The sequence below is a fragment of the Rouxiella sp. WC2420 genome, assembly GCF_041200025.1.
In the GTDB taxonomy this organism is placed as follows: domain Bacteria; phylum Pseudomonadota; class Gammaproteobacteria; order Enterobacterales; family Enterobacteriaceae; genus Rouxiella.
Genome location: NZ_CP165628.1, coordinates 179,303 through 191,227, shown reverse-complemented (window position 1 = coordinate 191,227; position 11,925 = coordinate 179,303). Strand labels below are relative to the sequence as shown.

Annotated in this window: 11 protein-coding genes; 3 read left to right on the top strand and 8 right to left on the bottom strand. The window is 54.5% G+C overall.

Translation table 11 applies throughout. The features are described 5' to 3' along the window. Nucleotides 1–90 precede the first annotated feature (90 nt). Nucleotides 91–1,218, top strand: coding sequence for a GNAT family N-acetyltransferase (locus AB3G37_RS00890; protein WP_369789427.1), 1,128 nt, complete (start codon nt 91–93; stop codon nt 1,216–1,218). A 10-nt stretch (nt 1,219–1,228) separates the two neighbouring features. Here the strand turns inward: AB3G37_RS00890 and AB3G37_RS00885 are convergent, their stop codons facing one another. Together AB3G37_RS00885 and AB3G37_RS00880 are read right to left on the bottom strand one after the other, a co-directional pair. Then, nucleotides 1,229–3,061, bottom strand: a complete 1,833-nt coding sequence (locus AB3G37_RS00885; RefSeq protein WP_369789426.1) for an ABC transporter ATP-binding protein — start codon at nt 3,059–3,061, stop codon at nt 1,229–1,231. Nucleotides 3,062–3,158: 97 nt separating this feature from the next. Next, nucleotides 3,159–4,673 (bottom strand): MDR family MFS transporter, encoded by a 1,515-nt coding sequence (locus AB3G37_RS00880; protein WP_009635637.1) that lies wholly within the window; start codon nt 4,671–4,673, stop codon nt 3,159–3,161. 88 nt (nt 4,674–4,761) lie between these two features. Between AB3G37_RS00880 and AB3G37_RS00875 the strand changes: the two genes are divergently transcribed. Both AB3G37_RS00875 and cytX read left to right on the top strand, forming a co-directional pair. Further along, nucleotides 4,762–5,466: a TetR/AcrR family transcriptional regulator gene (locus AB3G37_RS00875; RefSeq protein WP_369789425.1), complete on the top strand. Its 705-nt coding sequence runs from the start codon at nt 4,762–4,764 to the stop codon at nt 5,464–5,466. 87 nt (nt 5,467–5,553) lie between these two features. Further along, nucleotides 5,554–6,825: a putative hydroxymethylpyrimidine transporter CytX gene (cytX, locus tag AB3G37_RS00870; protein WP_369789424.1), complete on the top strand. Its 1,272-nt coding sequence runs from the start codon at nt 5,554–5,556 to the stop codon at nt 6,823–6,825. A gap of 187 nt (nt 6,826–7,012) precedes the next feature. Here cytX and AB3G37_RS00865 read toward each other — a convergent pair whose 3' ends face one another. The 6 genes from AB3G37_RS00865 to AB3G37_RS00840 form a co-directional block, all read right to left on the bottom strand. After that, on the bottom strand, nt 7,013–7,681 hold the full coding sequence (locus tag AB3G37_RS00865) for a GntR family transcriptional regulator (RefSeq protein ID WP_009635634.1): 669 nt from the start codon (nt 7,679–7,681) through the stop codon (nt 7,013–7,015). A gap of 91 nt (nt 7,682–7,772) precedes the next feature. Then, the gene (locus tag AB3G37_RS00860) at nt 7,773–8,543 is read right to left on the bottom strand and encodes a carboxymuconolactone decarboxylase family protein (protein WP_369789423.1); all 771 of its coding nucleotides are present in this window, start codon (nt 8,541–8,543) and stop codon (nt 7,773–7,775) included. 69 nt (nt 8,544–8,612) lie between these two features. After that, on the bottom strand, nt 8,613–9,002 hold the full coding sequence (locus AB3G37_RS00855; RefSeq protein ID WP_369789422.1) for a cupin domain-containing protein: 390 nt from the start codon (nt 9,000–9,002) through the stop codon (nt 8,613–8,615). A 12-nt stretch (nt 9,003–9,014) separates the two neighbouring features. After that, entirely contained in the window at nt 9,015–9,950 is a 936-nt protein-coding gene (locus AB3G37_RS00850; protein WP_369789421.1) for an NAD(P)-dependent oxidoreductase, read from the bottom strand. After that, nucleotides 9,937–11,283, bottom strand: a complete 1,347-nt coding sequence (locus tag AB3G37_RS00845) for an MFS transporter (protein WP_009635630.1) — start codon at nt 11,281–11,283, stop codon at nt 9,937–9,939. Before AB3G37_RS00845 ends, AB3G37_RS00850 begins: the two co-directional genes overlap by 14 nt. Nucleotides 11,284–11,498: 215 nt before the next feature. After that, nucleotides 11,499–11,894 carry a carboxymuconolactone decarboxylase family protein gene (locus AB3G37_RS00840; RefSeq protein WP_009635628.1) on the bottom strand — a complete coding sequence of 132 codons (396 nt, stop codon included), beginning with the start codon at nt 11,892–11,894 and terminating at the stop codon, nt 11,499–11,501. Nucleotides 11,895–11,925 lie beyond the last annotated feature (31 nt).

Here is an 11,925-nt window from a genome sequence, read left to right as displayed (position 1 = left end):
GCCCATTCTCCCATACAAAAAAGGGGTTGACGTATCCCCGCCAGAATTCGATGCTCTAAGGCTATTGCTGTAATTCTTCGGGGAAAAAATATGTCGTTAATCTCCCTTACGCATCTCGGCGAACTTTCAGCCGAACAGTGGGATGCGTTAGTTCCTGCCGGACAGCCCTTTCTGCGCCACGCGTTTCTGATTGCTTTGGGAGACAGCGGCTCGCTCGGCCCAAAATCTGGTTGGCAAGGCGAACATTTGCTGTGGCAAGAGGGCGGGAAAACCCTGGCCGCCATCGCCGGTTACCGCAAATCCAATTCGTCCGGTGAATACGTTTTTGACCACGGCTGGGCCGATGCCTGTTATCGGGCGCGAATTCCTTACTATCCGAAATGGCTCGGCGCGGCACCTTTTAGTCCGGTCGGCGGCAGACGATTGCTCGGCTCGCCCGAAGCGGCACAAAAATTATTGCAACAGATCCCCGATTTCCTCGAGCAGCGCGGCCTTTCCAGCGCGCATATCAACTTTACCGACTCGCGTGATAATCAGCTGATTGGCGAAGCGTCAGGCTGGCTGCATCGGCTGGGCTGTCAGTATCACTGGCACAATCGCGGCTATCGCGATTTTCAGGATTTTCTCGACACGCTGACCTCGCGCAAACGCAAGCAGATGCGCAAGGAACGCGAACAAGTTGTTGCGCAAGGAATTGAATTTCAATGGTTTGAAGGCGCACAAATCACTGAAGTACAGTGGGATTTTATCTACGCTTGCTATGCCAACACTTATTACGTGCGCGGTCGTGAGCCTTACCTGACCCGCGATTTTTTCAGCCTGCTGGCCGAGCGCATGCCGGAAGTGATTCAGGTAGTGATGGCCGAACAGCAGGGCAAACCGGTGGCGATGGCGCTGAGTCTGGTCAGTGGCGACACTTTTTATGGCCGCTATTGGGGCTGCCTGGCCGAGTTTGACCGACTGCATTTCGAGACCTGTTTTTATCAGGGGATGGATTACGCGATTGCAAAAGGGCTGGCACGTTTTGACGCCGGGGCACAGGGAGAACACAAACTGATCCGTGGATTCGAGCCGGTTTTGACTCATTCCTGGCACTATTTACGCCATCCGGGGCTTCGCAGCGCGGTTGAAGAGTATTTAATGCAAGAGCGGGAAGGCGTGCGCGCCTGGGCTGACGAAGCCCGCGACGCGCTGCCTTATCGTCAGGAACAGCCCTGACTTTTGCTGATTAATGCATACCGACAAAACCGCCGGTCTGATGCTGCCACAGCCTAGCATAAAGCCCGTTTTGCGCCAGCAGCTCGCCGTGGCTGCCAATCTCGACGATTTTCCCCTGATCCAGCACCACCAGCCGGTCCATCTTGGCGATAGTCGACAGGCGGTGCGCAATGGCGATCACCGTTTTATGGGTCATCAGCGTTTCCAGGCTCTCCTGAATGGCCGCCTCGACCTCGGAATCCAGCGCCGAGGTGGCTTCATCCATGATCAGGACAGGCGCGTTTTTCAGCAGCACGCGGGCAATGGCAATACGCTGACGCTGGCCGCCCGAAAGTTTCACCCCGCGCTCGCCGACGTGCGCATCCAGACCCGTTCTGCCCTGCGAATCAGAAAGCAGCGGAATAAACTCGTCGGCGCGCGCCTGACGAATCGCGTTGGTCAGCTCTTCTTCTGTGGCGTTTGGCCGCCCGTACAAAAGGTTATCGCGAATCGAACGATGCAGCAGCGAAGTGTCCTGCGTAATCATGCCGATTTGCGCGCGCAGGCTCTCCTGCGTGACCTGCGAGATATCCTGACTATCAATCAGAATGCGGCCACCGTCGAGGTCATACAACCTCAACAACAGGTTGACCAGCGTGGATTTACCCGCGCCCGACGGCCCTATCAGGCCAATCTTCTCCCCTGGGCGAATGGTCAAATCGAAGCCGTTAATCACACTGCGGCTTTTGCCATAGTTAAAATCGACCCGATCAAAGCAGATCTCACCTTTACTCACCTGCAAACGCGGTGCCTGCGGCTGGTCGGTCACGCTGATCGGCTGGGCAATAGTTTCCAGACCATCCTGCACGGTGCCGATATTTTCGAAAATGCCGTTCACCACCCACATGATCCAGCCCGACATATTGACGATACGAATAACCAAACCGGTCGCCAGCGCGATTGCCCCGACGCTGATTAATGACTGTGTCCACAGCCACAGCGCCAGACCGGTGGTGCAGACAATCAACAGGCCGTTGAGCGTGGTGATCGTCACATCCATGCTGGTCACCAGGCGGCCGGCCAGCTGCATTTTTTCAGTCTGCTCGTTAATCGCGTCTCGGGCGTGGCGCTGCTCGAGATCGGTATGCGCAAACAGTTTAAGGGTGGTGATATTGGTGTAACCATCAACGATGGTGCCCATCAGCTTGGAACGCGCCTCGGACTGCTCCACCGAACGGGCTTTTACCCGCGGCACGAAATAGCACAGGCTGAGGGCGTAAAGCACGATCCAGACGATTAGCGGGATCATTAAATGCCAGTCGGCTTCGGCAAACAGCACCAGCGCACTGACTGCATAAATCACCACGTGCCAGATGGCATCGACCGCCTGCACCGCAGAATCACGCAGCGAATTGCCGGTTTGCATGATGCGCTGAGCAACGCGTCCGGCAAAATCGTTCTGGAAAAAAGTCAGGCTCTGGCGCAGCACGTAATTATGATTTTGCCAGCGGATCAGGCTGGTCATGCCGGGGCTGATAGTTTGATGGACCAGCAAATCGTGCAAGCCGATAAATATTGGCCGCATCACCAGCGCCACCACCGCCATCCACAGCAATTCCGGGGCGTGAACACTAAAGAAACTGGCCGCAGGCGTCGTGCGTGTCAGGTCAATAATGGTGGAAAGATAGCTGAACAGCGAAACTTCAATCAGCGAGGCAATCAAACCGACGATCAACAGGGCCAGAAAACTCGGCCACACTTGCCGTAGATAGTAAAAGTAGAACGGCCAAACGGTACCGGGAGCCTCCTCGCGGGGCTGCTCTTTAAACACATCAATAATCCGTTCAAAACGACGGAACAACATACGCGCCCCTCATATCCTGTTGTTATCAAATTAGAATACAAAGCTTAGTGCATTTTGCCCGATGTTTGAGAGGGAATATTGAGGCAATGGTGACCCGCTACTTGCGCAGCGGGTTGTCTTTAATCAATAACGCCAGCAGGAAAGCCAGTGCCATCACGCAGGCGGCAATCTGATAAACGTTGTGAATCGCGCCGCCAAACGCCTCAAGATAGGTAAGCCGGATAGTGTCGGGCAACTGGTGAATACTTTCGGCACTCAACGCGCGCGGCAATACCGTGCCTTCTGGTATCGTCGCCAGCAAACGGCTCTGCAACGATTGTGTGAAAATAGCCCCGAACGCCGCCACGCCAATCGAGCTGCCGATAGAGCGGAACAAAGTGGTGCTCGACGTCGCGACACCGATCATTTGCGGTTCAACGCTGTTTTGCGCCGCCAACACCAGCACCTGCATCACCATGCCAAGACCCGCGCCCAGCAGAGCGATATAGCCATACAAGATGTGCAACGGTGTGCTGTTGCTGAGCTTAACCCCTAAAAGCAGCATCGCAATCATTGCCAGAAACGTCCCGCCAATTGGGAACAGCCGATACTTGCCTATCTTGCTGATAATGCGCCCGCTGGCTATCGAGGTTAGCAGCAGGCAGCCCATTAATGGCAGCAGCTGCATCCCCGCCTGCGACGGCGTCGAGCCCTTCACCACCTGCAAATACAGCGGCAGGAAGGTCACCGATCCCAACAGCGCCATGCCGATAATAAAACCAATCAGACAGCTCAGCACAAAGGTGCGCTGACGAAACAGCCCCAGCGGAATGATCGGCTCGATAGCCAGCCGCTCTTCATAAATAAACCCGCCCAGACATACCAGGCCAAAAGCCAGAATGCACCACAGCTGGCCGGAATCCCACGGCATCACCGTACCGCCCTCGCTGGTAAACAGAATAATACCGGTCAGCGCTGCGGCCAGATAAATTGCGCCAAGATAGTCAATTTCACGGCGAATTTTTGCTACGTGCGGCTGAAATACCACGCCGATCACCAGCAAAGCAAACACCCCCAGCGGCAGATTGATATAGAAAATCCAGCGCCATGAAAAATGCTGCACCAAAAATCCGCCAATGAGCGGCCCAACCACCGTCGCCAGCCCAAAGACGCCGCCGAACAATCCCTGATAACGGCCACGATCGGCAGGCGGGATCACGTCGGCAATCGCCGCCATGCTAATGACCATAAGTCCACCGCCGCCCAGGCCTTGCAGAGCACGCATCAGGATAAGCTCAGTCATGTTCTGCGCCAGACCACACAGCGCGGAACCCACCAGGAAAATCACAATCGAAACTTGCAGCACCCGTTTGCGACCAAAAAGATCGCCGAACTTGCCGTACAGCGGCACTACCACCGTGGACGACAGCATATACGCCGTCACCACCCAGGAAAGCTTTTCAAGGCCGCCCAGCTCGCCTACGATGGTAGGGAGGGCGGTGGAAACAATGGTCTGGTCCAGCGCCGCAAGCAGCATGACCAGCAGCAGCGCCGAGAACAGCAATCGAATTGAAGGAGCCTTGGCTGCGACCTGTTCTTTCTCTGCGCCGTGCGAAATATTTTGGGTTGTCATAGATAAACTTGACCGACCTTGAAATTAATTAACAAGGTAATTAATATAGGAGTTAACTTCACCAATGGTCAATGGGTCTGTTAAAAAAATGAAAAGTAAAAAATCTGAAAAACCCGGTGATTTGCAGGGAAAATTATCTGAAGATTCAAAGAGTTTGTCGCGTCGACCAGGACGCCCTTCCGGTGTGGCAAAAGGTGCGGAACGCCGTCACCTCTTGCTGGAGACGGCATTGGCGATGTTTGCACGCCAAGGGATTGCCGATACCCCATTGACCGCAATTGCCCGCGAGGCCGGCGTCACGCCCGCCATGCTGCACTATTATTTCAATACCCGCGAACAGCTGCTCGATGTGCTGATTGAAGAGCGTTTTCTGCCGATTCGCGCCTCGTTCAGTACTCTGTTTCAGGACTCGGCCAACGATCCGGTTATCGCACTGACTCGGCTGGCTAAACAGTTTATTGATATTTCCGTCGAGCACGAATGGTTTGCCGCGCTGTGGGTACGTGAAATCATCAGCGAAAGCGGCATGCTCAAAACGCGGATGGAGCAACGCTATGGCAGCGGGCAGCGAGATGAATCAATGCGCAGTCTGGCGCGCTGGCAGCAAGAAGGCAAACTCAATGCCGGGCTTAACCCCGAGCTAATTTTTATCTCGCTGTTTGGCCTGACTTTTTTACCTATCGCCTCGTCCCGCGTTTATAAATCATCAACCGGTGATCACCCGAATACCGAGCAGTTGGCACAGCACGTGGTTGCGCTACTCTCAAACGGCCTTAGTCCGCAGCAAAAGTAAAACCCAGTCTAAAAAGTGCGCTCGCCATCACGCTGATGCGCTAAGTGTGGTATAAAAAGCGCTCTGCTTGCTGATGATATTAACCACATGAAAAACAATAGTATTTATACTCCGGCACAGCCTGTCACCGCCAAGACAAGGGTGCTGGGTTGGCGCGATCTGTTCTCGCTCTGGTTCTCACTGGGAATGGGCTTGATGGTGCTTCAGGCCGGTGCGATTTTAGCGCCGGGGCTGGGCATGGCCGGTTCTCTGCTGGCAATTTTCACCGGCACGCTGGTTGGCGTGATTCTGCTGGCGCTGGTTGGGGTGATCGGCGGGCAAACCGGGATGTCGTCGATGTCCTCGTTAACGTTAAGTCTGGGTAAAAAAGGTATCGCCCTGCCCGCGCTGTGCAATATTTTGCAGCTGATTGGCTGGGGCGCTTTCGAGATTGTGGTGATGCGCGACGCCGCCAGTCTGCTGGCTAAACAGGCGTGGGGCGCGGGGAGTTTCTGGGCTAATCCCACTCTGTGGACCTGGATTTTCGGCTTCGTCGCTACGCTGCTGGCAGTATGTGGCCCGCTGGCGTTTATCCGCGTGGTGCTGCGCCGCTGGGGTATTTGGCTGCTGATCGCCAGTTGTAGCTGGTTAAGCATCAACTTGCTGCAACACGCCTCGTTAAGCACGCTGTGGCACAAAGCCGGAGATGGCAGCATGCCGTTCGCACTGGCCTGCGACATTGTGGTGTCGATGGCGCTATCGTGGCTGCCGCTGGTTTCGGATTACACTCGCTTTGGCAAATCCACCCGGCAGAATTTCTTCGGCACTGCCTGTGGTTTCTTCCTCGGCAGCCTGTGGATGATGGCGCTGGGCGCGGCTTACACTCTGGCCTTTGTCAGCTCGCAGGACAGCAACGCGCTGCTGCTGGCGCTGTCTGGCGTCGCGCTGGGTATTCCACTGCTGTTGATTCTGGTCGACGAACACGAAAACACCTTCGCCGACATCCACTCTGCCGCGCTGTCTACCGGAACCCTGTTGCCGCTTAACATCGGCAAACTCAGCTGGGCAATTGGTTTAATTTGTACGCTGATTGCCTGGGGTATTCCACTCGACCGCTACGAGAATTTCCTGCTGCTGATTGGCTCAGTGTTTGCGCCGCTGTTTGGCGTGGTATTGATGAGCTACTTTGTGCTGCGTCATCGCCAGCCCGCGGAGAAAAGCCTGGATTGGCGCGCGCTGATTGCGTGGATTTTAGGGATTGCGACCTATCATCTGATTGCACAGTTTTACCCAAATCTCGGCGCGACTATTCCGTCATTACTGGTCGCGGCGCTGCTTTGTGGGCTGTTCTCAAAAATAGGGGCCAAAGCGACTCAATAACCCTGCCCGAGAACGAAAAAGGCGAGCTGCGTCTCCGCTGTTAAGGAGTTCGCGCTCGCCTTTTATCTATTTATCTATTTATCTATTTATCTATTTATCTATTTATCTATTTATCTAAAAAATACTTTACCGGCAGACACCGTTTTACACCGCAAAATACTTTATCGTGCTGATTAATTTCAGTAAGTTAAGCCGTTTTACTCAGCATTTCCAACGCCACTTTCTGCGCATTAGTGACGTGCAGTCTGGCCGCTTTCTCTGCCGCATCGCCGTCACGGGCTTTAATTGCCTGTAACAGCGAATCAATTTCCTCCAGACTGTGCGGCAGGCGATCAGGGTGCATCAGTGAGGTCGCACGCAGTAAGTTGACCCGCGAATGCAGGCTGGTCAAGGCTTCACGCACCAGCTCATTGCCACAGCGTTCCAACATAATGCCGTAAAGCGCATTCTTGGCCTGCAACACTCCGGCCTGATCCTGCGCCTCTCCGGCTTTGCGCAGTTCAGCAGCCGAGGCAGCAAACTTGGCAATATCAGCTTCGCTGGCAGTCTGCGAGAACTCGCGGGCGACAAAACCCTCCAGCAATCCGCGTAGCGCATAGAGATCGGCGGCTTCTTTAATAGAAATACTGGCAACGATTGGCCCTTTATGCGGCACGATATCCACCAGCTTTTCAGCCTCCAGCTTGCGCAGCGCTTCGCGAATCGAGGTACGACTAACGCCCAGCGTTTCACAGAGTTCGCGCTCGATCAGCCGCTCGCCGGGGGCAAAACGCCCGTTGATAATCGCTTGTCGTAATGCATTTTCCACCTGAAAACGCAGCGTTTCAGGCCGCACCAGGCCGATATCAGAAGACATGATTGTATTCCTGTCCGACAAATAAAAGTTACTGTCATCATAGCGGCCCGATTAATGAAAAGCGACGCTTATCTTTTAGGCTAAAGCCGGCTCAGGAAGCGTGCGACAAGCTGGCCTGCGCCAAGGCCTGCTCGACCATCGGCGCAGCCACCAGCGCACCGTGAATGCCGATTACGCTAACAATCTCCAGCACCTCCATAATCTCCTCCCTGGTTGCGCCGTAATTGATTGCGTTGCGCATATGCAGCTTGAGACCCTGCTTGTATAAATGTGTCGCCGAGGCGTCGAAAGCACAGTAAATCAGCTCTTTGATTTTTGGCTCCAGCACGCCGGTACGCCACGGCACAGATGAAAATTCAATATAGGCATCAAAGAGATCCGGGTCCAGCTCCAGCAAACCGTCCCATGATGCATGCCAGTAACCCCGATTCTTGATAAACGCCTGCTTCAAGGTCTCGCGCTGCTCGTCCAGCGGCTCTGGGCCATTGCGCAGCCCTTCTTCTTCCAGCACCTCAAGCAGCAGCGGAACGCCAACGTTGGAGGCGTGAATGCCCAGCGTGCTGGTGAGCTCCAACACTTCGACAAGCTCCTGCTGCGTCGCGCCAAACGCCACTGCAGCCCGCAGATGTTGAGCGATGCCAGGCTGATAAAGATGAGTAGAAGCAACGCTGGCGCTGAGAGCTATAAATGCCTTAACTTTGTTTTCCAGATGATTTTTCTTCCACGGTACGGCGGAAAATTTAAGATAGCCTTCGACAAAATCTACGTCCTGACGCAGCAGGCTTTCCCACTGCGCGTCCCAGAATTGATGCTGGCGGATAAACGCCGCTTTTACGGTTTGCTGTTGGTCGGTAAGATTCATGATGCTGGTTTCTCCATGCGCGACAGCCACTGTCAACACCGGCTGCCGTCAGAAAATCGGTCACGGCGCTTAGCGCACCGCCTGCTGGTACACGTCTTCCGCCACTTCTTCCTGCCAATCGGTCTTACCTAATGAGGTGGCGGTATGCAGCATAAAACTGTCTTTCCCGGCACCGTGCCAGTGGCGTTCGTCTGCCGGTATCCACACCGTATCGCCCGCGCGAATCGCCTGCGGCTGCTCGCCGTCAACACAGACCCAACCGCTGCCGGAGATCACCTGCAAGATTTGCCCCTGCTGATGGGTATGCCAATAAGTGCGGCCGCCGGGGGCGAAGAAGACGTTATTGATGGTGACATTGTCGGTGGTTGGCATCACCGGATCGCCCCACACTTCGCCGCTAAAGGTGCTGCTGCGCTGTTCTGAAATCACGCCTTTATCTCTGCCATGAAATACTTTCATCGTCTGTCTCCTTTATTGAGATTTACTGTGCAGGCGAATACCGCCGGATACGTCGCCAATCGCGTCCACCACCCGATTGCTTATCACGTCACCATAGCCCAAAGAAGTCGCGAGGCCAAAGCTGGCCAGCGGACCTGAGGCATTGAGCGACACCACTCCCAGTTCGCGCACGCGATCGACATACAGCGCCACGTCTTTGGTCATCAGCTTGCCGCTCAGGCCGCCTTCGAGATAATCGCCGTCGACAATTTTCGGGAAACGATTCAGAGTGGCGAAATTTACACCGCTGCTGCTGTTAAGCACGTCGAGCAGGCGGTGCAAGTCCAATCCAGCCTTTTTACCCGCCACCATCACCTCGGCGGTGGCGGCCAGACTGACCGCGTTCAGGAAATTATTCAGCAACTTGGTGGTGTGGCCGCTGCCACTTTCGCCCATGGTAATCACCTTGGCGGCGATCGGTTTAAACGCCCAGGCTATCGCGTTAATCGCAGACTCTTCGCCGCCAACCATCAGCGTTAAAGTGCCTTTTTCGGCCGCCGCCGCGCCGCCGGAAATACCGGCATCAATATAGGCAACACCTTTGGCGGCAAACAGGCCGTGCAGGCGAATAGTCGAACTGGCAGCAGCGGTGCTGAGATCAATCACCGTCTGGCCTTTGCGACAGTTTGCCAGCAGGCCGTTATCGCCCTCGACCACCGACTCCACCACTTTGCTGTCCGGCAGTGAGAGCATTATCACGTCGGCGAAACCCATCACGTCAGCCGTTGAAGCCGCTGCGTTGGCTCCGGCAGCGGCGGCGCGGCTGCTTACCGGGTCAAAACCCAGCACAGTTATTCCGGCGTCAACCAGGCAGCGCGTCATGCGACCGCCCATATTTCCTAAACCAATAAATCCAATCCGATCGGTGTTCATCAGGTTGTTCTCCAAAAAAGCGTTAGAAATCGACATCTTTAGTTTCTGGACCCATATAGGCCCCGACGGTTCCAATAATCCCGCCCAGCGCCAACAGCACGACTGAGGTCAACGCCAGCGGCATTAACGCGCTTAGCCAGTCCATGTAGAAGGCATAAAACGAGGGGATAATCACCGACAGGCTAAAGCCCATGCCGAAGCCGGTGGCGCGTACGTCAGTAACAAATCGCTCATTGATGTAGGTAATAATGACGCCCCACGGCGAGGTCACCAGCACTGCCAATACCGCGACCAGCAGCATGATGGAGCCAAGCGACAGCCCCGGCACTGAAGTCAGCACGTAGAGCAGCGCGGAACCCAGTACCACGATCAGCGGCCCGGCAATCAGGAAGAAACGGCGACGGCCAAATTTCTGACCCAGCATTCCCGAACCGATGTAGCTGAAAAAAAGCACGCAGTAGGTGACCAGCAGCGTCGAGGTCATTTGCAGACCACTGAGATGCAGGGTGTGTACCAGCAAACCGGTAGGCAGATAGATAGTGATGATATTTTGTGTCAGCCAGAAGCCGCTCATCATTAGCAATACCTGGAGTAAATTACGCCCGCTTTTGCCGCGCAGTAGCTCGGTCAACGCCAGTTTTTCACGTTTCTCGCCGCCCACTTCGCTTTGCCAGATTTCTGATTCTTTAACTTTGAAGATGTAATAGAAGGCTAAAAATGCCGCCATCACGCCACCAATGACAAACGGCACGCGCCAACCCCACTGAGCGTAGGGCGAGTTGACTCCGTTGAGTGGAAACAGGAAAAATACCAGCATGGTGAATAAGTTGATGCTGATATAGGCCGCCGGGAATCCGCTGATAATCAGCCCGCCGACAAAGCCGCGCTGGTGTTTTTTCGAATATTCGATGGCCAACGGCATGGCTCCGGTATAGCCGCCGCCGAGAAAAATCCCATCAACAAAGCGCAGTAGCACCAGTAAAACGTAGGCACCGATCCCCAGAGTTTGATACCCCGGCAAACAGGCTATCAGCAGTGTCACCACACCGAATCCCGAGACGGAATAGATCGAAGCTTTTCGGCGGCCAATGCTGTCGGCCATGATGCCAAACAGCAGCGCGCCCAGCGGTCGGCCAAGTAGCGTGGTGATAAACACCAGTGAGGCTAAAATCGTTTCTGTACCGGCCGATAAATTCGGCGGCTGGAAGTAAAACAGCACCGGCGACAGGGCGACCACCGGCAGGTAGATATCAAACATATCGATATATTCGGAAAAGAATGCGCCTTTAATCGCACTCTTTCTTTTTACATCAATGGATTGCTCACTTTCGGCCTGACGTGCGCCGACTTGTGCGGTCAGAGTTTCCATTTCAGTCTCCAGTCTCTTTATTGCCGCATCTCTTATGGATGCGTGTGTAGGGGACCGCCAGGCGTTAGCCCAACGGGCAGGCAATGCAGGTAAGACGTTTGCTGACTTGACGTTATTGACTCACTAACAGACTGCTGGTGCTGGCGAAACAGATGTTGTTGAAACAAATATCGTTAAAAATATTGTTAGAGAAAAAAGGATTGATGCCCGTTATATCAGGCTTTAACTTTTTCCTCGTCCCAGGTTTTAATCACTTCACTGGCAACGCGAAACGCCGCCAGTGCCAGAGGCGCGCCGCAGTAGACCCCAGCCTGCATCAGCACTGAACGGATCTCTTCTTTGCTCACCCCATTGTTAAGTGCTCCTTTAACGTGGACCGCAAGCTCGTGGTGCTGACTCATCGCCGTCAGCATGGCGATATTCAGCATGCTGCGAGTTTTGAAACTCAGCGTTGGGTCGCCCCAGATATCGCCCCAGCAGTATTCGGTGACCAGTTTTTGCATTGGGCGATTGAAGTCATCGGCGTTGGACCAGGACTTTTCTACGTGTCCCGCGCCCAGTACCTCTTTACGATTGGCAAAACCTTTCTCAAAGCTCGAATTGTTTTCCATAATATTTTCCTTTTAGCCGCACTGGCATGAT

Excerpts from the sequence above, each read along its gene's own strand:
- AB3G37_RS00890 (WP_369789427.1), top strand. The coding sequence starts at position 91 with ATGTCGTTAATCTCCCTTACGCATCTCGGCGAACTTTCAGCCGAACAG.
- AB3G37_RS00885 (WP_369789426.1), bottom strand. The coding sequence starts at position 3,061 with ATGTTGTTCCGTCGTTTTGAACGGATTATTGATGTGTTTAAAGAGCAG.
- AB3G37_RS00880 (WP_009635637.1), bottom strand. The coding sequence starts at position 4,673 with ATGACAACCCAAAATATTTCGCACGGCGCAGAGAAAGAACAGGTCGCA.
- AB3G37_RS00875 (WP_369789425.1), top strand. The coding sequence starts at position 4,762 with ATGAAAAGTAAAAAATCTGAAAAACCCGGTGATTTGCAGGGAAAATTA.
- cytX (WP_369789424.1), top strand. The coding sequence starts at position 5,554 with ATGAAAAACAATAGTATTTATACTCCGGCACAGCCTGTCACCGCCAAG.
- AB3G37_RS00865 (WP_009635634.1), bottom strand. The coding sequence starts at position 7,681 with ATGTCTTCTGATATCGGCCTGGTGCGGCCTGAAACGCTGCGTTTTCAG.
- AB3G37_RS00860 (WP_369789423.1), bottom strand. The coding sequence starts at position 8,543 with ATGAATCTTACCGACCAACAGCAAACCGTAAAAGCGGCGTTTATCCGC.
- AB3G37_RS00855 (WP_369789422.1), bottom strand. The coding sequence starts at position 9,002 with ATGAAAGTATTTCATGGCAGAGATAAAGGCGTGATTTCAGAACAGCGC.
- AB3G37_RS00850 (WP_369789421.1), bottom strand. The coding sequence starts at position 9,950 with ATGTCGATTTCTAACGCTTTTTTGGAGAACAACCTGATGAACACCGAT.
- AB3G37_RS00845 (WP_009635630.1), bottom strand. The coding sequence starts at position 11,283 with ATGGAAACTCTGACCGCACAAGTCGGCGCACGTCAGGCCGAAAGTGAG.
- AB3G37_RS00840 (WP_009635628.1), bottom strand. The coding sequence starts at position 11,894 with ATGGAAAACAATTCGAGCTTTGAGAAAGGTTTTGCCAATCGTAAAGAG.